General features: G+C 62.2%; 21 protein-coding genes. 9 read left to right on the top strand and 12 right to left on the bottom strand.

The features are described from left to right. Positions 1 to 100: 100 nt before the first annotated feature. From QD228_RS12660 to QD228_RS12650, 3 genes are all read left to right on the top strand, one after another. Positions 101 to 670 carry a manganese efflux pump MntP family protein gene (locus tag QD228_RS12660; RefSeq protein ID WP_279875751.1) on the top strand — a complete coding sequence of 190 codons (570 nt, stop codon included), beginning with the start codon at positions 101 to 103 and terminating at the stop codon, positions 668 to 670. 183 nt (positions 671 to 853) lie between these two features. Further along, positions 854 to 1,393 carry a redoxin domain-containing protein gene (locus QD228_RS12655; RefSeq protein WP_077376894.1) on the top strand — a complete coding sequence of 180 codons (540 nt, stop codon included), beginning with the start codon at positions 854 to 856 and terminating at the stop codon, positions 1,391 to 1,393. 425 nt (positions 1,394 to 1,818) lie between these two features. Continuing rightward, a complete protein-coding gene (locus tag QD228_RS12650; RefSeq protein ID WP_279875750.1) occupies positions 1,819 to 2,268 on the top strand; it encodes a DUF3455 domain-containing protein in 450 nt (149 codons plus the stop codon). Positions 2,269 to 2,552: 284 nt separating this feature from the next. On the opposite strand, the gene QD228_RS12645 is transcribed toward QD228_RS12650, so the two are convergent. Both QD228_RS12645 and QD228_RS12640 read right to left on the bottom strand, forming a co-directional pair. Then, positions 2,553 to 3,590 carry a hypothetical protein gene (locus tag QD228_RS12645; RefSeq protein WP_279875749.1) on the bottom strand — a complete coding sequence of 346 codons (1,038 nt, stop codon included), beginning with the start codon at positions 3,588 to 3,590 and terminating at the stop codon, positions 2,553 to 2,555. A 102-nt stretch (positions 3,591 to 3,692) separates the two neighbouring features. Beyond that, positions 3,693 to 4,265: an XRE family transcriptional regulator gene (locus QD228_RS12640; protein WP_279875748.1), complete on the bottom strand. Its 573-nt coding sequence runs from the start codon at positions 4,263 to 4,265 to the stop codon at positions 3,693 to 3,695. Between the two features lie 145 nt (positions 4,266 to 4,410). On the opposite strand from QD228_RS12640, the gene rhtA reads away from it, so the two are divergent. Then, positions 4,411 to 5,304 carry a threonine/homoserine exporter RhtA gene (gene rhtA / locus QD228_RS12635; RefSeq protein ID WP_136937920.1) on the top strand — a complete coding sequence of 298 codons (894 nt, stop codon included), beginning with the start codon at positions 4,411 to 4,413 and terminating at the stop codon, positions 5,302 to 5,304. Positions 5,305 to 5,393: 89 nt separating this feature from the next. Further along, complete coding sequence (locus QD228_RS12630) at positions 5,394 to 5,933, top strand: tryptophan-rich sensory protein (RefSeq protein WP_279875747.1); 540 nt, start codon at positions 5,394 to 5,396, stop codon at positions 5,931 to 5,933. A 163-nt stretch (positions 5,934 to 6,096) separates the two neighbouring features. Here QD228_RS12630 and QD228_RS12625 read toward each other — a convergent pair whose 3' ends face one another. From QD228_RS12625 to QD228_RS12610, 4 genes are read right to left on the bottom strand one after another with little or no spacing between them, the layout of a single operon-like run. Beyond that, entirely contained in the window at positions 6,097 to 7,614 is a 1,518-nt protein-coding gene (locus QD228_RS12625; RefSeq protein ID WP_279875746.1) for an ATP-binding cassette domain-containing protein, read from the bottom strand. Beyond that, positions 7,611 to 8,528, bottom strand: coding sequence for an ABC transporter permease subunit (locus tag QD228_RS12620; protein WP_279875745.1), 918 nt, complete (start codon positions 8,526 to 8,528; stop codon positions 7,611 to 7,613). The genes QD228_RS12625 and QD228_RS12620 overlap by 4 nt, the downstream gene beginning before the upstream one ends. Further along, positions 8,525 to 9,451: an ABC transporter permease gene (locus QD228_RS12615; RefSeq protein ID WP_279875744.1), complete on the bottom strand. Its 927-nt coding sequence runs from the start codon at positions 9,449 to 9,451 to the stop codon at positions 8,525 to 8,527. The genes QD228_RS12620 and QD228_RS12615 overlap by 4 nt, the downstream gene beginning before the upstream one ends. Next, complete coding sequence (locus tag QD228_RS12610; RefSeq protein WP_279875743.1) at positions 9,448 to 10,989, bottom strand: ABC transporter substrate-binding protein; 1,542 nt, start codon at positions 10,987 to 10,989, stop codon at positions 9,448 to 9,450. The genes QD228_RS12615 and QD228_RS12610 overlap by 4 nt, the downstream gene beginning before the upstream one ends. 431 nt (positions 10,990 to 11,420) lie before the next feature. Here QD228_RS12610 and QD228_RS12605 point away from each other — a divergent pair, with 431 nt between their 5' ends. Beyond that, on the top strand, positions 11,421 to 11,984 hold the full coding sequence (locus tag QD228_RS12605; RefSeq protein WP_279875742.1) for a GNAT family N-acetyltransferase: 564 nt from the start codon (positions 11,421 to 11,423) through the stop codon (positions 11,982 to 11,984). A gap of 93 nt (positions 11,985 to 12,077) precedes the next feature. Here QD228_RS12605 and QD228_RS12600 read toward each other — a convergent pair whose 3' ends face one another. Then, the gene (locus QD228_RS12600) at positions 12,078 to 12,920 is read right to left on the bottom strand and encodes an alpha/beta hydrolase (protein ID WP_279875741.1); all 843 of its coding nucleotides are present in this window, start codon (positions 12,918 to 12,920) and stop codon (positions 12,078 to 12,080) included. Positions 12,921 to 13,097: 177 nt separating this feature from the next. On the opposite strand from QD228_RS12600, the gene QD228_RS12595 reads away from it, so the two are divergent. Beyond that, the gene (locus QD228_RS12595) at positions 13,098 to 13,403 is read left to right on the top strand and encodes a hypothetical protein (protein ID WP_077376944.1); all 306 of its coding nucleotides are present in this window, start codon (positions 13,098 to 13,100) and stop codon (positions 13,401 to 13,403) included. A gap of 166 nt (positions 13,404 to 13,569) precedes the next feature. On the opposite strand, the gene QD228_RS12590 is transcribed toward QD228_RS12595, so the two are convergent. Continuing rightward, positions 13,570 to 15,534 carry a bifunctional 2',3'-cyclic-nucleotide 2'-phosphodiesterase/3'-nucleotidase gene (locus tag QD228_RS12590; RefSeq protein ID WP_279875740.1) on the bottom strand — a complete coding sequence of 655 codons (1,965 nt, stop codon included), beginning with the start codon at positions 15,532 to 15,534 and terminating at the stop codon, positions 13,570 to 13,572. A 140-nt stretch (positions 15,535 to 15,674) separates the two neighbouring features. Beyond that, positions 15,675 to 16,907 (bottom strand): MFS transporter, encoded by a 1,233-nt coding sequence (locus QD228_RS12585; protein WP_279875739.1) that lies wholly within the window; start codon positions 16,905 to 16,907, stop codon positions 15,675 to 15,677. A gap of 156 nt (positions 16,908 to 17,063) precedes the next feature. On the opposite strand from QD228_RS12585, the gene QD228_RS12580 reads away from it, so the two are divergent. Together QD228_RS12580 and QD228_RS12575 are read left to right on the top strand one after the other, a co-directional pair. Continuing rightward, positions 17,064 to 17,981: a helix-turn-helix transcriptional regulator gene (locus tag QD228_RS12580; protein WP_279875738.1), complete on the top strand. Its 918-nt coding sequence runs from the start codon at positions 17,064 to 17,066 to the stop codon at positions 17,979 to 17,981. A gap of 88 nt (positions 17,982 to 18,069) precedes the next feature. Beyond that, entirely contained in the window at positions 18,070 to 18,288 is a 219-nt protein-coding gene (locus QD228_RS12575) for a TIGR02450 family Trp-rich protein (RefSeq protein ID WP_077376973.1), read from the top strand. A gap of 108 nt (positions 18,289 to 18,396) precedes the next feature. Here QD228_RS12575 and QD228_RS12570 read toward each other — a convergent pair whose 3' ends face one another. The 3 genes from QD228_RS12570 to QD228_RS12560 form a co-directional block, all read right to left on the bottom strand. Continuing rightward, on the bottom strand, positions 18,397 to 19,581 hold the full coding sequence (locus QD228_RS12570) for a pyridoxal phosphate-dependent aminotransferase (RefSeq protein ID WP_279875737.1): 1,185 nt from the start codon (positions 19,579 to 19,581) through the stop codon (positions 18,397 to 18,399). Positions 19,582 to 19,583: 2 nt separating this feature from the next. Continuing rightward, on the bottom strand, positions 19,584 to 20,258 hold the full coding sequence (locus QD228_RS12565) for a TetR family transcriptional regulator C-terminal domain-containing protein (RefSeq protein WP_084208812.1): 675 nt from the start codon (positions 20,256 to 20,258) through the stop codon (positions 19,584 to 19,586). 84 nt (positions 20,259 to 20,342) lie between these two features. Continuing rightward, entirely contained in the window at positions 20,343 to 21,092 is a 750-nt protein-coding gene (locus tag QD228_RS12560) for a class II aldolase/adducin family protein (RefSeq protein WP_205632697.1), read from the bottom strand. Positions 21,093 to 21,138: the final 46 nt, after the last annotated feature.

Raw genomic sequence — 21,138 nt, 5'->3', positions numbered from 1 at the left:
GGTCAGGACAAGGTTCGGCGAGACCAATGACAGTCAGACGCTTCCGGCCGGTGGTGTCTCGCTGTTATTGACTCGTAACCGGCCTGGAACTTCCTGACACATGCCTTTGCTATCGACATTCCTGCTCGCCTTTTCCATGTCCTGCGACGCCTTCGCTGCTGCCTTGTGCAAGGGTGCGGCCATTCGACGGCCGTCCCTGAAAGATGCCCTGCGCATCGGCATCATCTTTGGCGTCATCGAAGCCATCACCCCCATGATCGGGTGGCTGATCGGTCGCTCATTGGCCGTCTACGTCGAACAGTGGGACCACTGGATCGCCTTCGCTCTGCTGTTGCTGCTCGGTCTCCACATGATTCATGAGGGGCTCTCCAAGGACGAGGAAGATGAGGATTGCAGCACGCCGCAATCGTTGCCCCGCCTGATGCTGACTGGCCTTTCCACCAGCATCGATGCCATGGCCGTCGGTGCCGGGCTTGCCTTTGCTGGCGTGAATATCATCACCACTGCGCTGGCGATCGGCACCGCCACCTTCGTGATGGCCACCACCGGTGTGATGCTCGGGGGCGTATTGGGCAAGATGGTCGGCAAGCGCGCGGAAATCATCGGTGGCCTGGTGTTGATCGGCATCGGCACGACCATCCTGCTGGAACACACCGGCTATCTTGGCTAAGGCTTTCCCCAGCAGGCCAGAGCCCCCAGCAAGGGGGCTCTGGCCCGACCAGTCCCTGCCCCTGGCGATGGATGCATCTCCGCGTTCCGCCAAGGGTCCCTTGAAAACCCTGACAATGGCGTCATTCAAGAGGGACATGTGGCGTATCGCACATCTTGATATCCAACAGGGGAGCCAGATTGCATGTATACACGCAAGCTTCATCCAGGTAGTGAATTTCCGGCCATCCAGGTCCAGCGCCACGATGGCGAAACCCTGACGCTCGGCAAGCCCCAGGGCGAGCATGATTGGCAACTGGTGGTCGTCTATCGCGGCAAGCATTGCCCGATCTGCACCAAGTTCCTCAACAAGCTGACGGAATATCGTGAGCGCTTCAGCGCACAAGGCGTGGATCTCGTCGCCGTCTCTGCCGACAGCCAGCAGCAGCTGAACGAGCACCTCGAATCTCTGGATCTCAATTTCCCGATTGCCGGTGGCCTGACGGTAGAGCAGATGGAAACGCTGGGGCTGTTCATCTCCACGCCACGCAGCGAGAAGGAAACCGATCACGATTTCCCGGAGCCGGCCTTCTTCATCGTCAATGGCGAAGGCAAGGTCCAGATCGAAGAAGTCGCCAATGCGCCCTTCGTACGTCCTGACCTGGACACGCTCATCGGGGGTATCGAGTTCATCCGCAAGCCGGACAACCACTACCCGATTCGCGGCACCCGCGATTACGGCTGAACCTTTCAGGGTTCAGGTCGCGCAGGAAAGACGCCCCGCAGCCTTGGTGCTGCGGGGCGGCTTTGTATCAGGGCCTTCAAACCTGCCCTGTATCGTTGATCACTCTTTCCTCTTTCTTTCGGCTTCCTTTCGCCACTCTCTCCTTCCCCCTCCCTTCTTTGATCATCCCGCTCTTACCTCAATCTGTCCTTGCCTCACTCCGCCTGACAAGCCAGAAACGCACCTCGAATAGAAAGCACGAAAAAATCTTGATCCCGTGACATCCAGACGGGAAAGGCCAGCGTTATGAGCAGTGCAAGGGAGACAACGACACACCTGCAACCGCTAGCTGAACCTTATCTGTCTACGGAGTCGTCAAGATGAAAACAATCGCCTGTATCTCTGGTATTTTCGCTGCCCTCGCATTGAGCCCGATGGCTCAAGCCATGGAAATTCCCGAAAGCGTCACGGTGCCGAAAGGCAATGACGTCGCCATGGAAACTGTTGGCGTCGGCAAGATCAAATGGGCCTGTGAAGCAAAGGATGATGGCACCATGGGCTGGGTCTTCAAGGGGCCGGATGCTGCGCTGAATGATGCTGATGGCAAGCAGGTCGGCAAATACTATGGTCCGCCCGCCACCTGGGAATCCATGGATGGCTCCAAGATCACCGGTACACAGCTGGCGGTTGAGCCCAACGGCAAGGGCAATATTCCGCTGCAGCTGGTCGAGGCCAATCCGGCCGAAGGTGAAGGGCATATGCAGGGCGTCACCTATGTGCAGCGCCTCAATACCCAGGGCGGTGCCGCTCCTGAGATGGCCTGTGATGACGCCCACAAGGACAAGGTCGAAATCGTGATGTACCAGGCCGATTATCTGTTCTACAAGGCCATGTGATCTTGAGCCAGAGATAAAGAAGATTCACCACTCGATGTTGTGTGACAGAGCGCATTGACACAGAGAAGGTGAGATCATGAAAAGCCCCGACATGCAGAAGCATGTCGGGGCTTTGTCGTCATCAATCCCGATAGAAGATGGATGATTTCGGCTGGATTTTTTGATCAGTCCCGTCTGGCGATCACGACGTCATGGCGAAGACAGACAGTCTGCCATTCAAGTGCAAAAGCCGTGAGTCTGATTCTCCCGGGCAGTGAGAAAGCTTCTGAGTCGGCGAGCTGCCGTCAGACCAGCGCCAGCATCGTATAGGGCGCTTCACAGGAATGGCGCTCGTCGCGTTCATCCACACTGCCCAGCTCGTGGTTGCGATCATTGTCATAGACCACGAAGATCCGTTCGCGATCCAGTACCGCAAGCCCTTCTGCCTTGTGCTCGAACTCCAGCACACGGCCATCCTCATGCGTCACCAGCGTCGGAGGTTTCCCGGCGTGGAAGTCCGCCAGCGACAGCACCCACAGATATCCCCCGATCACCTCCTCACTGCCCTGCTCGGTCTCGAAGCTGGTCACCAGATAGAGGCGTGCGTGATAGGGATCATATTCCAGGCTAGAAAGACCACACTCGTGATCCACGCCGTCATACTCGGCCGGGTCGAAGGCATAGACGTCGTGAAGCTCCTCAATGAACTCGATGTTGTCGCTGTCGGTCATGGCATAACGCGCCCCGATGACCCGACGCACATACGCGAAATCATCATGCGAATTGCCTTGTTCCCGCACCCCGAACAGGATCAGACCATCGCCCCAGTCACTCGGCACGACCGCCAGACCTTCGATCTTGTAGTACGGCTGGCCAATGGCCGCTTCCAGCTTCTGACGAAATTCCAGTGAGCCCTCGACCCCATCACGTGGGTCCGGGTCGACCACCTGCACCTTGTCGGGTTCGCCCAGCGGCCAGATCAACAGGTGGTTGTAGGCATTCAGGGCATGGCTCTCGCTGTCGATGCGATCAAACCCGGTAGTCGCCAACATGTGACGCCCATCGGTGGTCAGCGCGAAGTCTTCATACTTGACCGCCTGACGAATCAGCGGGGTGGTCAGATACTCAAGCTGGCTATCATCCGGCCCGCTGGAATCCAACGGCAATGAAAAGACGGCTGAACGCCCCTCGCCCGGAATCGGTTTGTCACTCGCCATCAACAACCGCTCACCGTCATAGGCCACGGCGGAAATCTCGGCATTCACCAGCTTGCCATCCTCATCCTTCAAGCCTGCCGGAAAACAATGGATCGTGCCCTGTTGCGTGATACGTACCTTCGCCATCCGTTGCTCCTCGAAACGAAACATCATGACAATGGGACAGGCCAGGCTGGATTGAGTTCGGGTCGAATACTGCAAGCTTGAGAGGCCATGGCCCGGCAGCAATCAATGCATCACATTGCGAATGAAGCGCAGCATGTCAGTGCCGGTGTTGCGGTAGGCATAAGCCTGGTCACTGGGATAGACATGAAAATCGCCGGCGCGAATGACGATGTCCTCGCGTTCCAGAGTCAATGTCAGCTCTCCCTGGGTGACCACCAGCATCTCGTTCCAGCCGGCATCATCCGGGGCGGAGTCGTAACGCTCGCCGGGGGCCAGAGTCCAGCTCCATAACTCGACTTCCTGTGTGGCCGGCTTGCTGGCCAGCAGTACGGCTCGGCTCTCTGGTGCCTTCCCGACCCAGGCCACCTCATTGATACGTGCCGAATCCTCGCTTTCCGGCGGCTGCACCAGCGCGTAGAAGAGCACCCCGAGCGCCTCGGCGAGCTTGTCGAGCGTGCCGAGGCTCACATTGACGTCACCCTTCTCGATGTTCACCAGCATCCGCCGACTGATCTCAGCCTGATCCGCGAGTGCCTGCTGGCTCAGCTCGGCCGCCAGCCGCAGGCGGCGGACGTTGGCCGCGACGTGAACCAGTACATCAGGTCTCTGATTTTCGTTGTGCAATATAATGCGCATCCGTACAATCTTGCCGACGACGAGGAAGTGGGGGCATAACGCCCGGCCCGCCTCCTCCCTTGCTACCTCATTGTCCACGAATCATGCCGCATGTGTTGCTGACTGACCATGCCCATCACCCACTGGATCACTCAAGGAGACCCCCATGTCCGTTGCTGTCGCAGCCTCCTCTTCTCGTCTGTGGCCCGTCGCCATGCTGCTGGTCGCCATGTGCTCGATCCAGAGCGGTGCTTCGCTGGCCACTTCCCTGTTCCCGATGATCGGTGCCGCTGGCGCGACGGCGATTCGTCTGATCATCGCCTCCGTTCTGCTGCTGGCCATTCTGCGCCCATGGCGCAAGGCAGTGACACGCAAGGCCTGGAAGTCCATCACCCTCTATGGCGTGGCGCTGGGCGTGATGAACCTGCTGTTCTACCAGGCCCTCAAGACGGTGCCGCTGGGTATCGCCGTGGCACTGGAATTCACCGGCCCGCTGGCCGTGGCATTGTTGAGCTCGCGTCGTTGGCTCGACCTGGGCTGGGTCGCGCTGGCCATCATCGGACTGGTACTGCTGTTGTTGCTGGGCGAGGACACCGCTGCGCCGATCGACCCCGTCGGTGCCGCCTTCGCCCTCGGCGCCGGCGTGTGCTGGGCGCTCTACATCCTGTTCGGCCAGAAGGCCGGGGCAGGCAACGGTACTCAGAGTGCTGCGTTGGGCATCACGATCGCGGCTGTGGTGGTCGCACCCATCGGCGTGATGGAGGCGGGCAGCGCCATGTTCTCACTCGAGATATTGCCGCTGGCCTTGGCCGTCGCCGTGCTCTCGACCGCCCTGCCCTATACGCTCGAGATGATCGCTCTACCGCGCCTGCCCACTCATACCTTCGGCACCCTGATGAGTCTGGAGCCGGCCGTGGCGGCGCTGTCCGGGCTACTGTTCCTCGGCCAGACACTGGGCCTACTTCAATGGCTTGCCATTGGACTGGTGATCACCGCCTCGGTTGGCACGACGCTGACCGGTCGCCGCACGGACGTCTTCGACGCCCCGATACCGGACTGAACAACGTGTGAGTCATGGTCGTTTCTCATGGCCCAGCGTGGTATATCGTTCTTTCCTTCATCACGTCCCATGAAAGCAGGAGGCAGCCGATGACCTTGCAGCGTTCACCGTCCTCACCCCCCACCGCCCTGCGCGCCACCGTGCAGATGGGAATCTGGTTCGGGCTGAGCTTTCTCACTGCCGCCATCGGTGCACTGGCTTCGGTAGATGCCAAGGCCTTCTACGCAAGCCTCACCCAGCCCGCCTGGACACCTCCGGCAGGCGCCTTCGGACCAGTCTGGACGGCGCTCTTCGTGATGATGGCACTCGCCGCCTGGCGGGTCGCGCGCGACGGTCTGCATGCCAGCAACGGTTTCCGCTCGCGCCATCGTCTGGCGCTCGGACTCTTCGTGGTGCAACTGATCGTCAATGCCCTGTGGAGCTGGCTGTTCTTTGCCTGGCATCTCGGTCAGGCGGCCTTCATCGATGTGCTGGTGCTGTGGACGCTGATCGCCGTCACCATGTTCACCTTCTGGCGCATCAATCGCTTCGCCGGACTGTTGATGCTGCCCTACCTGGCATGGGTGACGCTGGCCAGTGCCCTGACCTGGTCCGTCTGGCAAGCCAATCCCGCCTTGCTGGGGAGCTGAGCGCTGCGCACCGTGAGCCTCTCGCCCTGACGAACACACCAGATACGCCAACGCCCGGCCGACACTCTGCAGGAGTCTCGGCCGGGCGTTGGCGTATGAAGCACTGTCTTTTGAATCGTCCTCTTGCTGTCGCAACCCTGCCGCCATGGGCTCTGATGAGTGATCAGAGCTGCTGACGCGCCTTCAAGCGACCTTCCTCCACCACCAGCACGCGATCCGCGACCTTGCGCAGCAGCGCCGCATCATGACTGACCAGCACCAGCGCCGTACCCTGCTCCCGCACCATCTTCACCATGCAGGCGATCACCTCCTGCTGGACCAGCGGATCGAGGCGTGAGGTCGGCTCATCGGCGAACACGAAACGCGGCTTGATCAGCATCAGACGCAACAGCGCGAAACGCTGCAGCTCGCCACCCGAGACCTGTCCCGGCAGACGCGAGAGCAATTCCGGCGCCAGGCTCAGTTGTTCCATCAGCTGCGGCAACTGGCTGTCATCGAGACGATGGCGTGCGCTGAGATCCTTCAGCAGGCAGCCCAGTGTCCGGCGTGGCGGGAAGGTCGCCACGGGGTCCTGATAGAGCTTCTGATACTCCAGGCGTTCGGCATACTGAAGCACGCGTCCTGAATGCGGTGCCAACAGGCCGAGCAGCGCATCCCCCAGCGATGACTTGCCGCAACCTGACGCGCCCTGGATGCCGATGATCTCACCGCCCTTCACGCTGAGCTCCACGTCACGCAGCAGCGAGGTGCCCCCGCGCGCGATGGTCAGATTCTCGGCACGGAGGATGGTATCGCCTGCCGCCTTGCCATCACGGCTTGCACTGTCCGCTGCCGGCTTGAAGGCGGCCTCCGGCCAGGCCTGCGGCGCGGCATTCACCAGGCGCTGGGTATAGGCATGTGTCGGCGCGGCCAGCACGTCACGCGTCGCGCCCTGCTCGATCACTTCGCCCTTGCGTACCACCATCAGGCGGCCGCCGATCTGGTGCGCCAGCGCCATGTCATGGGTGATGACCATCAAGCCGGCACGCGGTGTCTCGGCCAGCGACTTGAGCAGCAGCTCGCCGATCTCGCTGACGCGGGCGGCGTCCAGCCCCTTGGTCGGCTCGTCGGCGATCAACAGCGGCGCGCCGCCGGCGCGGGCGGCCGCGCAGGCCACACGTTGCGCCATGCCGCCGGACAGCTTGCCCGGCAACTGCTCGCTGGCGGCAGCGACGCCGAGCTGCTCCAGGTCACTGCGCGCGGCCGCATGAGAGGCCTGCGCCGAACGCCTCGCGACCAGACGATATGACTCACCGACCTGACGAATCACCTTCATCAGCGGGTCCAGCGCCAGCCAGGGCTCCTGGGGCAATACCGCCAGGCGGCGACCCCATAGCGGGCGACGATTCTCTGGCACGTGCAGGGGATATTGCTCGCCGTCGAGCCACAGGCTGCCGGAGGCCACAAGCTCCTGAGGCAGCGTGCCCAGCAGAGCCTGAGCCAGCAGGCTCTTGCCGGAGCCTGTCTCGCCGATCACCACCAGCGGCTCTCCCGGCTTGAGCGCAAGCGAGACAGGCGCCAGCAGTGCCGTCTGCGCGCCGCGGACCCGCACGCTCACGTCCTCGGCGCTCAGCACCACATCATCCGTCGTTACCCCATGCCGCGCGTGAGAGGCAGGCATGCTCATTGTCGCGACATTCATGGGCGCGCTCCTTCGAGGGTGTCAGCGGCGGTTGACGTTCTGGCCTTGCTGCCGGACATCAGCAACAGTCCCAGCAACAGCAGGAAGGTGACCAGCACCGGCGTCAGCAGCGCGAACGGCGCTTCACGCCAGTACGGCAACAGCTCGACCATCATGGTGCCCAGCTCCGGCGTGGGCTCTGGAATGCCGACGTGCACGAAGCCCAGCGCGGCAATCGCCATCAGGGCGTTGGCCATGCCGAAGGCCAACGCCGTCATCATCACGGGGGCCATTTCCGGCCACAGGTGATGACGAAAACGGTACCAGGCCCCGAAGCCCAGCAGACGGCTGGCCTCGACGCCGGGACTCGCCAGCACGCTGCGACCGGTGGCACGTGCCAGGCGGAAGAATTCCACCCACAGCACCAGCGACAGGCCCAACCACAATGCCAGCGGCGTCGACGGCAGGATGACGCTGACCATCAGCACCAGCAGCAACCCCGGCAATGCCAGCAGGCTATCTGCCACCAGGCTCAACAGGCGCTCGGCCCAGCCACCGCGTCCCGCGGCCAGCAGGCCCAGCGAGATGCCTGAAAACGCGGCCAGAATCACCGCCCCCGCAGCGATGGACAGCGACAACCCGAGCGCCGCCACCAGACGGTGATACAGGGAGCGCCCCAGATGGTCATAGCCCAGCGGGGCGCTGGTGATCACCTCACCGGCATCAGAGACACCGACGGCGTCCGCGCCCTGCAGCGCACGATAGAGATGCTGTTCCAACGGGTCCCCCGGTATCACCAGATTACCCAGCAGAGCCAGCAGCACGAGACTCGCGACAATTGCGGCCCCGATCACCCGACGCAATGGCCAGTCAAGACGTGGACGACGCACGGCGTCCACGCGCTGCGGCGCAAGCCCTTCCACCACCTGATTCATTTCACACCCCGTGGGTCCAGTTGGCGACCCAGCAGATCGACCAGCAGATTGATCACGACAAAACCGACGCCCAGCACCAGGGCGGTGCCCTGCACCATCGGCACATCGCGCGAGAAGATGGCGTGCACCAGCGCATGGCCGATGCCCGGCCAGCCGAAGATGCTCTCGATCACCACCACCCCTTCCACCAGGGTCACGAACTGCAGCCCCAGATAGGTCACCAGCGGCAAGGCCACATGGCGCAGGCCGTGACGCCAGAAGGTCTGCGCATTGCTGAGGCCCTTCCAGCGCGCGAAATCATGAAAGGCCGTCTGGGTGACGGCAGCCATGGCATCGCGTGCCAGGCGTGCCGATACCGCTGCCAGCCCGAGCGCCAGCGTCATCGCCGGCAGAATGAAGTGCTGCGGCTCACCGTGGCCGGCGGCCGGCAGCAGGCCCATCTCCACCGAGATCAGCAGGATCAGCACCAGCGCCAGCAGGAACTGCGGCGTGGCACGCAGCAGACTGCAGACGGCCAGCAGGCTACGGTCCAGCCAGCCACCGGCACGCAGACCGGCCAGCAGCCCCAGCGGCGGGCCGATCAGCAGCGAGATGCCCAGCGCCGCGCCGGCGAGCGACAGGGAGTTGCCCAGCTGATGACGAATCTCCACCCACACCGATTCACCGGAAATCAGCGAGGTGCCAAGCTCCAGACGCAGGATATCGCCCAGCCAGTAAAGGAAGTGCAAGCCGCCCTGTGCCTCGAGGCCCAGTTCGGCGCGTACCGAGGCCGCAGCGGCCGCATCCAGCGCATCATAGCCATAGCGGCCGGCCGCGATACGCCAGGCGGCGTCGCCGGGCAGACTCTGCATCATCAGATAGCTGGCGCTGCCGACCATCAGCACCACCATCAATAGCTGCAACAGACGTGAAGGGAGATTCATGGTGCCCACCGCAATTCTGAAAGGCCGAAACTACGCTCCCAGGGGTCTACCTGAGCGCGTTGCAGTCGATGAGAGATCGCCAGGTTCTGGTAGTACCAGGCGATGGGGATCACGGGCAGCGCCCGCTGGATCACGCCGCTGGCCTGGGCGCGCGGGTCCTGCCCTGCGGGCGTAGGCCCGTAGCCCTCGCGTGCCATGCGCTCAAGCTCTGCGGTGAAGTCCGCATCGAACCAGCCCATCGCGCCCCAGTCGCCACCGGGGGCTTCAGGCGTTCCCGCGTAATCGCTCAGCACGTTGCCGATGGGGTCCGGCACCATGGCCAGATTGCGCGCGAACAGCGCCATGTCGAGGCTGCCGTCATGATGACCGGCCGGAATTGCCGAGAAGTTGGTGATATCCAGACGCGTCTGGATGCCGATGGCGTGGAACTGACGCTCCAGCACCGTGGCCACCAATGGCAGCTCCGGACGATCCGAAAAGGTGATCAAGCTGATCGCGAGGCGCTGACCATCCTTTTGACGAACGCCATCCTCCGCGACCTTCCAGCCAGCGGCGTCCAGCAATGCACGCGCCTCAGAGACATCCTGATGCAGCTCCGGGAGCGCGGGGTCATGCCAGCCTTCCACCATCGGCGGGAACAGCTGGCTGGCCCCGCGCGGATATCGCAGCACGACCTGCGCGATGGCGGTGCGATCGATCGCCAGGCTCAAGGCACGCCGCACATCAGGGTCCTGGAAGGCCGGATGATTGGCGTTGACCTTCAACAGCATCGTGCGCGGCGTCGCGGCCGCCGCCAGGGTCACGCGCGGCGACTTAGAGAGACGCTGACGACTGGCGGGGTCCAGCCCATAGGTGAAGTCGGCATCTCCGCTCTCGGCGATCAATGCCCTGCCCTCGGCGCGACTGACCGCCTGATAGCGCGCCTGACGCACCTCGGGCTGCGGGCCCCAGTAATCCTCGAAGGCGGTGACTTCCAGGCTCAGCGGCGGCGTCATGCGCAGCATGCGATAGGGGCCGGTGCCGATGACCTGCTGAGCGGTGCCTGACTCATCGAAGGACGCCGGTGCCAGAATCTGCTGGCGATAATCGGCCAGATAGGCGGGCAACGCGGCGAAGGGCTCGCTGAGGGCAATCACCAGCGTCTGGTCATCCTCGGCGACGATCCGCTCGATCGGCACTGACTTCAAGATGCCCGGCTTGGCACGGGCGATCTCGAGACTCTGACGCGCGACTTCGGCATCCAGACGGCTGCCATCATGGAACTGCACGCCGGAGCGCAGCGTGAAGCGCCACTCCAGGCCGTCATCTGACACCGACCAGTCGGTCGCCAACCCTGGCTGCAGCTCTCCCGTGGCATCCACCTCGACCAGTGTCTCGACGATCTGCATGCGCTGGAAGAGAATGCCGCTGAGCAGAGGGTCCGCCCCCTTGATGTCAAAGGGCGCGACGATCTCCAGACGACGCGACGTCGCCTGCTCATCGCCCGAAGACTGAGCGGATGCCTTGACGGCCTGAGGCATGCCAAGACCGAGCACCATGAGCGTCATTCCTAGCCAGCACGTGATCTGCTCACCCACGGGCCGGGAGTGCCTTGCAGACCGGGAAAGATCTGCCGACACGGGAGCTGTCAGAGAGCGGAAAAGCGACTTGTACCATCGCCGTTCAGCGTCAGGAGGCCTGAGCCTGCTCAGAGGGTGGACCATCGTCATTGCGCATCCTGTCAAAAAGACATGTTCGCTGCCGTCAGACAGCGTGAGAAAGACGCAATGTTATAGTATAACGAACCAGCGTTGGCAATCCCGAGCGGCATCTGGTACTGGACAGGCATTCACTTGTCAGGCTGTCCTGAAAACCTGAAGATAGTGCGCTTGAATTAGCACTCACTAACTGACTGGATGGTCGGCCTGCAGAAATTGCAACGTGACGGATGCTACTCCCTGACATAACTCTCAAAAGAATCGGAAGGATCATGGATGATCTCAGCATTTCCCCCATCTACGACACACCTGCCAACCGCTACCTGAATGCAGCGGCGCACCGGCTGAGTTGTGGCAACATGCTCGCGACCTACAAGCGTCATGGTTTCCATTGGGATGCAGAGCAATTCGAGGAAAAATGGCAGGACAACAAGAACTTCGCCGTGCGCCTCAATGGCGAATGGATCGGCTTCATCAGCCTCAAGTCGCTGAACGACATGGTGTATCTGCGTGACCTGCAGCTGGTGGCCCAGTGGCAGGGACGCGGTATCGGCTCCACCTGTCTGAGCTGGTTGATCGATTGCCTCAGCAAGCGTCAGCCCCACGACACCCTCCTGCGGCTTCGGGCCTTCTCCGACAGCCCGGCCATCGCCCTGTATGAACGCCATGGATTCTTGAGACTCGAGGAGCCCTTCACCCCGACGCGCGCGGGAGGCATCATCGCCATGCAGCGCAAGGTCAAGACGGGGGCCAGGGCCATGACATCCAGTGAGATGTCTTCGCACCCTCTTCGCCATGACGCCATGGCAGAAAGCTCGGCAGCGTCTCTGCAATGAGGACAAAACCGCCCGGTCTCATGACCGGGCGGTTTTGTTTGCTCTCTGGGATGGCGCCCGACACCCCGCTTGGGCATCGGGGCTGGCCATCTCTCAGCGCGCCAGGAAATCCAGGATATAGCGCACGGTTTCTTCGGGCTTCTCGTCAGTGACCCAGTGACCGGCGTCCTTCACCCAGATCAGCTCGGCACCCGGGATGGCATCTGTGAGCATCGGGGCGTAATCCGGCTTCTGGAAGTTGTCCTTGTCGCCCCACAGTACCAGGGTGTCGATCTCGATATTCTTGAGTTCGCCCGCTATGGCCTGGGTGTATTCCTTGTTGAGGCGGCGCATGTTGCGGAAGAAGGCTGCCTTGCCTTGCTCGCTGTTCCACTGGGATACGTAGCGCTCGACCATCTCTTCGGTCGCCACCGCCGGATCATGCACACCACTGGGCATGAAGCCGCGCATGGTGCTGATGAATTCCTCGACGCTGGTGGCTTCCTCGACGCCCGGCTCCAGCAGCTGCTTGAACTCCGGAATCGGCCAGGAATCGAAGCACACGCTGTCGATCAGCACTTGGCGACGAACGCGCTCGGGGTGGTTGACCGCCATCAGCTGACCGATGCCCCCGCCGATATCATGCGAGACGACATCCGCACTCGCCACACCCAGCGCATCCATCAGCTTGATGAAGATGCGTGTCTGGGCATTGATGGAAACATCAGCATCCACCGGCATGTCCGACTCGCCATAGTTGAGCATGTCCGGGGCGATGACACGGTAATGTCTGGCCAATTCCGGCATCACATCGCGCCACATCAGCTTGTTGGTTGGAATGCCGTGAATCAACAACAGCGGCTGACCTTCCCCCATTTCCTTGTAGGCAATGCGGTGACCTTCGATCATCGCATAACGGGTTTCCAGGGCTTCCATTGTCACGTTGTCGTGGCTCATTGCTGACCTCCTTGCTTGCTCGATTCTCAATCACGGCCTCGGCGATCTCGATTGCCGAACCTTGTGCGCCGTGAACGTGGAGCCACCGTACGTATTTTTGAGCAATCACTCAACCTCTTTTTTGATCAATCACTCAAAATACGTTTCAATAGCCTCAATCTTCAAAGGGAAAGCCCAATGGCCCGTGTCATCAACCGTAGTCTGCTCGATCTTCGCCGCCTGACCATCAATCTGGTGACCTACCCCGAGGGCCACAGCGTGATGCGCCATAACGACCCGATGGGTAGCGGCAGCTACTACAAGCTCAATATCGTGCTCAAGAAGCCCCGCCAGGGCGGTGTCTTCGAGACCGATGGCAGCATTTTTTGCCTCACGGACCGCGTGGTGTTCTTCCGCCCCGACCTTCACGAACACAGCGTCAGCCGCATCGAGCGCGGCAAACGTGTGCTGTTGAGCATCGCCTTGCACGCGCCCTGGCGCTGATCCGCAGTGAGCCTGCGATCGAGAGTCGTGAAGTGAAAGCGGATAGTGAAACAGATAGCGGGTAACGGCTGGCGACAGAAAAACGCCAGTCAGCAATCGCTGACTGGCGTTTTTTCCCACCTGAATCAAGGCCAATAACTACGTGCTCGACAATGTGCTGCCTTGGCTATTTCATCCGGTCCAGCCCGACGCGATAACGGGCAAAGCCCATCTCGTCCTGATCCACCAGTGTCATCGGGTAGACGGCCTGAGCATCGATGAACTGCTGCGCATCCTCACCGGGGGCGGTGGTGAAGCGAATGTCCAGCGGGGTATCGGTGTCGATCGCGGCCAGCCGCCAGTTGTGATCCGCCGCAGGGTCCACCGCGCCCTGCTGCTGTGTCTGTCGCGAGATGTACTGGGCCAGAATGCTGCGATTCTCGTCCGGTGACGCAAAGGCGACATGCGACTCTCCGGTACCGGGGAAGGCCTCGCCGTAGGCGCGATAGTTGTTGGTCGCGAGCAGGAAGACATCGTCGTCCTTGACCGGCTCGCCCTCGTAGGCAAGCCCCTGGATACGGTGGGCATCGGCGTCGATCAGCGAGCAATTGCCGTCATAACGCGCCGGCTGCGTGACATCCACCTGATACTCGACGCCGTCGATCACATCGAAGTTGTAGCTGCGGAAACCTTCCCAGTTGATCAGGGGCTGGGGCGTGGCGAGATTCGGGTCAATGCGATGGAACTGCCCGGCACTGCACTCGAGCCATTCCCGCACTTCCTTGCCGGTAACCTTGAGCGCCACCAGCGTATTCGGATAGAGATAGAGGTCGGCAGCATTGCGGAAGCTCAGCTCGCCGGCCTCCATCTCGGTGAACTGGGTCGGATCATTGTGACGGCCACCGACCTTGAACGGCGCGGCCGCCGAGAGAATCGGCAAGCCTTCCAGATCCGGGTCGCCTTCGACGAAGCGTTTGACGTAATCAGCCTGGGCACGATTGACGATCTGGATCGTCGGGTCGTCCTGCACCAGCGCCAGATAGCTCTTCATCGCCGCACTGGCGCGGCCGATGCTGCGATTGACGTACTCCCGCGTGGCGTCGTGCTCATGCTCGACCAACGCCGCCAGTTCGGCATCTTCCGCCACCTGCGCCTCGCCACCCATCTGAATCGGGCGTGCCTCTGTCTGGCCACTTACCACCCGCCACTGGCCCGAGTCATTGCTCAGCTCGAGATCCATCACGCCCACATGACTGCCCCAGTGCCCTGGCATCATCGCCGGCACGCCATTGAGGGTACCCCTGGCGATGTCGGCCCCCGGCACCTCGGCAAATTCCTCGCTGGGGAAGACAGCATGGGCATGCCCGAAGGCGATGCCATCGATGCCCTCGACCTGCGAGAGGTAATATACCGAATTCTCGGCCATCACCCGGTAAGGGTCAGTCGAGATGCCGGAGTGCGGGATGGCGATCACCACATCCGCGCCCGCCCGGCGCATCTCGGGCACCCAGCGCCGGGCGCTCTCGGTGATGTCCTCAGCCACAAGGCGCCCCTTGAGGTGCTTGCGGTCCCAGGTCATCACCTGCGGCGGCGCAAAGCCGATATAGCCGACCTTCACTGTCTGAGCGTTGCCCTCACTGTCGGTGAAGGCATGGGGGGTAATCTGATAAGGCGTGAAGTACGGCTCGCCGGTCGTGGCATCCAGCAGGTTGGCGTTCACATAGGGGAACTGCGCGCCGGAAAGCGCCCGTTCGAGATACTCGAGCCCGTAATTGAACTCATGATTGCCGATGTTGCCGACATCGTAATCCAGCTGATTCATGACCTTGTAGGCCGGGAAGACATCACCCTCCTCGAGACCTTCCGCCGCCATGTAATCGCCCATCGGGCTGCCCTGAATGAGGTCTCCGTTGTCCAGCAGCACGCTGTTGACCACCTCGGAACGCGCCTGCTGGATCAGGCTCGCCGCCCTCACCAGGCCGATGCGCACGCTGGGACGGTCCTTGTAATAGTCGTAATCCATCACGTTGGCGTGGATGTCGGTGGTCTCGATCACGCGCAGTGACAGCGTCGCGGCATTGGCTGGCTGAGCGATCATCACGACACCCCCAATGCTGGCCAGACCGAGGATGGCTGCCCGCAGGCGACGCATTGCACGCGGACGCCGGGTGTTCCCCGCAGCCTCTTTGGTATCAGAGGCCGGCTGACCTTTCCTTCCGGATGATGCATTCGCCATCTCTCACTTCCTTGTCATGGGGGGATGTTCCTGTGGCCCTTCAGGGCAACGCTCCATTATTCAGATGCCGACGCCTCAGGCAACTGGCGGTCCCTGCCCGCCAACCAGCCGATTCCCGCCATCAGCACACTGAGGGAGGCACACACCATCAATGCCAGCTGCCAGTCACCCTGCCGATCGTAGAGCGCCCCGATCAACGGCGGCCCCATGGCCGCGAGCAGGTAGCCCAGCGTCTGCGCCATGCTCGACAGCGACGCCGATTGCATGGCATCGCGCGCTCTTAGCCCCATGAACGACAGGGCGAGAATGAAGCTGGCCCCGGACCCCGCACCGAGCAGCAGGACCCACACCAGCGCCCACCCCGGCATCAGCCACAGCCCGATGAACCCTGCCAGCGACATGCAGGGCGTCGCGAAGGCGATCAGTCGTTGATCCTTCAGGCGCGGCATCAGGGGCACCAGAATCAGCCCCGGCAAGGCCGAGGCCAGCTGCAGCAGGCCGTGCAACGATCCCGCCTTTTCGGGGGAAAAGCCGTTATCCGCCAGCATGCTCGGCAGCCAGCTGTTGACGGTATAGAACAGCAGCGAATTGATCCCCATGAACAGCGTCACCTGCCAGGCCAGTGGCGAGCGCCACACGGCTGCCTGACGCACCGGACGCGAGGCAGCCTTCTCGGCTTCCTTCGCCGCCGCCGGTAGGGAGCGATGCGACAACTGTGGCCACCACACCACCATCGTCACCACTGGCAGGATGACCACGATGAGCATCGCGAACTGCCAGCCATCCGCACTATCCTGCGCCAGCGGCACCATCACCGCCGAGGCGATGGCGGCCATGATGCCCATGGTCAGCACATAGCAGGAGGTCAGCAGCGCGATGTGTCGGGGAAAGCTGCGTTTGACCAGACTGGGCAACAGCACATTGCCCACCGCGATGCCCGCCCCGATCAAGGCGATCCCCACATAGAGCGCCAGCGTGTTGCCCTGTACCCGCAGCACGATGCCGGCGGCGATCGCCAGCAAGGCAAGGAAGACACTGCGCTCAAGCCCCACATGCCGTGCAAGACGGGGTACCCAGGGGGACACCACGACGAACGCCAACAGCGGCAGAATCATCAGCAACCCTGCCGCCGTGGCATTGAAGCCCAGCGCCGCCTGCAGACGCTCAAGCAACGGCGCGATACTGGTAAAGGGCGCACGCAGATTCATGGCAATCATCAGGATGCCGGCGATCAACACGGCAGGATGGCTCAATCGCCGAACAGGAGAAGAGTGGCAGAGTTCAGTCATGAGACGCTCGCAGCGAACTTGGAACGGACAGATAGCGGGACGACACATCAGAGGTGAATTCCCGCGCAGATTAACGATAGCGTAATCGCCAATATCGCTGCAGAATTGAGCCATCATGACATCAGATACCTGAAATCAGACAATCTGCGAGCCGACATGTCAGCCACCTCCTCAAGGACCTCCGCGACGCCGATTTCCCTTGCCACGCGAGACGCAACCTCATCGTCGGGAGTCGCCAGCGGTCACTCCTCCGTGCCCTTCTCAAGCAGCGTCTGCGAACATGACCCGGACGTCTACGAGATTCCGGCCAGCGCCCTGCATGTGGATACCGGACAACAGGTGATGGAAGTCCCGATCCACCAGCATCGCAAGGGACAGCTGGTCATCGCCCTGCATGGCGTCGTGACCAGCCGCGTGCCGGAAGGGCTGTGGATGGTGCCGCCGCACAGCGGCGTCTGGATTCCCGGCAACCTGCCCCACAGCAACCACCTGACCCGTGGCGGCCGCGTGTGCCACCTGTTCATCGAGCCCGGAGCGCTCGAGATGCCGAGCCACAGCTGTACGCTGTCGATCTCGCCACTGTTGCGTGAGCTGGTGCTGCGTCTGGCGGAGCTGCCCCAGCCATATCCTGAACAGGGGCCGACAGCGCGGCTGGTCGATGTCCTGCTGGAAGAACTGGCCTGCATGCCCAGCGAACGTCTGCATCTGCCCTTGCCTGAAGACCCGCGGCTGACCCGCATCAGCGATGCCTTGATCAAGACACCGGATGATCGGCGCACCCTGGCCGAGTGGGCGAGCGAACTGGCGATGAGCGAACGCACCCTCGCCCGCCTGATCCAGCGCGACACCGGCCTGAGCTTCAGCCGCTGGCGCCAGCAACTCCACCTGGTGGTGGCGATCCGCCTGCTAGCCGAGGGCATGAGCGTGCAGCGCGTCTCGGAAGACGTCGGTTATCAGTCCGTCAACGCCTTCATCAGCATGTTCAAGAAGCTGCTCGGCACCACGCCTGCCCGCTACCTGCAGGAGCGCGAGCAACGCCGCTCGGGCAGTGAGCGGCCTCAAGAAGTGACTTGAGGGTCAGATTCATCCTCACGTTACCCCAGTTCAGATACCCTCCCCTGTTCCTCATTTTCCCTTTTCCTTTTTACCGACGAGACATTGCATGAACCGCATCAACCCCGAAAAGCTGTTGCAGAGCAAATGGACCGCCGTGACACCCAGGAATCGTGAGCGACATTTCATCGTCACGCGCGTGATTCGTGATGATCAGGATGAGCATGTGGTCGAGGTCGTGTTGCAGGCGGTGCTGACACATCGCGATCACGTGCTGGGCTGGCGTGAGCTGAAGCAGGACGATGTCTGGCAGATGGGCTGGAAATGATTTCCTGAAATGAGCATCGCTGAACGCACAAACGCCGCTCATGAGCGGCGTTTGTGCGTGAACCTGCACGAAATTGAGCGAAAGACTGTGCATGGCCGAAGTCGCGCCTCAGACGATGACTTCCCCTTCCAGCTGATCACACAGTGTCGCCATGCGCTGCACGGCTTCCAGCAGGGTGTCATCCGGCACGGTGAGGGCAACACGTACCAGTGGCCTTCCGCAGTCGCCGAAGACACTGCCGGGCATTACCGCGACCTGCTGCCGTTCCAGCAGCCGCCAGGCGAACTGCTCACCGTCCAGGCCGGTGCGTGAGACATCGACCATCAGGAACATGCCGCCCTGGGGCAGGCTGGAGGACAGCTGCGGGATGGCCGCCAGCGCCTCATGGACCAGACGCGCGCGGCGCCCGAGTGATTCGCGAAGACGCTCGGTGGTATCGAAATCCCCGCGCAGCGCGGCCTCGGTCATATCGGCGATGAAGGGCTGATTGCCGAACAGCATGGTCTCGGAGACAGGCAACAGCCGGCGGCAGAATTCCGCTGAGCCGATGGCCCAGCCACTGCGAAAGCCGGTGGCGGCATGGCTCTTGGAGATGGAGGACACCACCACGGTGCGCTCACGCAGTGCCTCGATCTCCAGCGGCGAGACGAATTCGCCCGCGAAGATCAGCGCTTCATAGACCTCATCACAGACGATCCACAGGTCATGCTCGCGACACAGCTCACCGATGCGCTCGAGCGTCGTACGGTCCATCACCGCGCCCGTCGGATTGTGCGGCGTATTGAGCAGCAATACGCGACTCTGCGGCGTGATGGCCGCGGCCAGATCTTCCGGCTGCAACACGAAGCCATGCTCCATGCGCAGCGGTACCGGCTGCAGGTCACCGCCGGCACCCCGGATCACGCCTTCATAGGTGGCGTAATAGGGGTCGCCGGTCAGTACGCCGCATCCCTCTTCCACCAGCGCCAGCATCACCGCGAACAGCGCCGTCTGAGTGCCGGGGAAACACAGCACGTTGTCTGCGCTGATCTCGGGCATGCGCGCTGCGTAGCGCTCGGCCAATGCCGCGACCAGCCCCGGTTCGCCACGGCCATCGGAGTAGCGGGTACGCCCGGCGCGCAGCGCCTCGACACAGCGCTCGACCAGCGCCGGGTGTGTGGCGATATCCGGTTCTCCGATGGTCAGCTCGATGATCGGTTCTCCCGCCAGAATTCGCTGACGAGCGGCACTGTGGACGGCCCATTTGTCACCGCCCAGATCGCTCAATCGTTCGGTGATGGTGGCGTAGCGCATGCTCAACTCCTGTGAGGTGGGGGTGTTGTTGTCATCTCGACATGCTCAAGCAAGGTGCCGTGAGGCAGGCGCAGGATGCCCTCTGCCGCTCGCATGGCGATCCCGGGCAATCGCTCGACGGCATAGAGGCCATGTTCCAGCCCGCCTTCCAGCCACAGACCATCGATCAAGCCATTGAGGGCGATCGCCTGTTCCTCACAGATGGCGTCATCAGCGGGCAGATCATTGGCGCTCAGAACGGGTTGGATCAGTAACCGCAGCAGATCGAGAAACTCACGATAGGTTTCCTGATGGACCGCCGAGTAGGTGGCATCGTGACGTACCCGACCGATGAAGGTCGCCCACAGGGAGACCTTGTGGGCGGCCAGATTGGGCTGCGTGAGACTCGCCGCGATGAAGCGTGCCAGACGACACGCCGAGGATTCATCACTGACCGGGCTGGCATCGGCGATATCGGAGGTCAGCTGGCCCATCATGTAGGCATAGGCGGCCCGCACCATGTCATCCTTGGTGCCGAAGTGGTGGCGAATCAGCCCGGGTGAGACACCGGCCGCCTCCGCCACGCGGCGCACGCTGGCGCCGGCCAGACCATGCTGCGCGACACAGCTCAGCGTGGCTTCCAGCAGGTCGCGCCGACGCTGATCCTGGGAAAGGCGCTGGAACACCTTGCGACTCATCTGGGCCCCTCTCCTTCACTCAACGCCGGGATTGCCGCACTTGCCTCACTCTCACGTGACAGCGGCCACGCATCGAGGGAAGGCTTATCGACGATAGTCACTGCCAAGGCTCTCCAGCAGACGCAGGTGGGAATCCCATTCCAGTGCCAGATCGCCATCCTCATGGATGGCCATGTCGTACTGGCCGACCACATGCGCACAGATCTCGGGCGAGAGACGGCGCACCGGCTGGCCCATGGACAGGGTCGCGACCTGAATCTCGCAGCTGCGCTCGAGGTAGAACATGTTGTTGAACATCTCGGCGGCAGAGGCACCCGTGGTCAGCAGGCCATGATTGCGCAGGATCAGCGCCGGATTGTCGCCAAGGCTTGCCACGATGCGTTCGCGCTCATCCAGATCCAGCGCGATGCCTTCGTAGTCGTGGTAGGAGACGCGACCATGGAACTGCAGGGCGATCTGATTCAGCGGCAGCAGTCCTTCTTCCAGGCTCGATACCGCCACGCCGGCGCGCGTATGGGTATGCATGATCCAGCTGGCAGAGTGGCTTGCCGCATGAATCGCCGAGTGAATGGTGAAGCCGGCTGGATTGACCCGCGCGGCGCTGTCATCGACCTTCTCGCCGTTGACGTCGATCTTGACCAGCGAGGATGCGGTGATCTCCTCCCAGCGCCAACCATAGGGATTGATCAGGAAGTGCCCTTCCTCACCCGGCACTCGCGCCGTGATGTGGGTATAGATCAGGTCGGTCATGCGGTAGTGCGCCGCCAACCGATAGCAGGCTGCCAGATCAAGGCGTGCCTGCCATTCCGCGTCACTCATGGTTGATGCCTGCATGTCGCTGTCTCCTGTGATCAAGATGTCGCTGTCTGGGGTCGAGAAA

Origin of the sequence: Cobetia sp. 3AK (assembly GCF_029846335.1) — a bacterium.
GTDB classification, from domain to species: Bacteria; Pseudomonadota; Gammaproteobacteria; order Pseudomonadales; family Halomonadaceae; genus Cobetia; species Cobetia marina.
The sequence above is the reverse complement of the archived record's forward strand: the minus strand, read 5'-3'. Positions and strand labels throughout refer to the sequence as shown.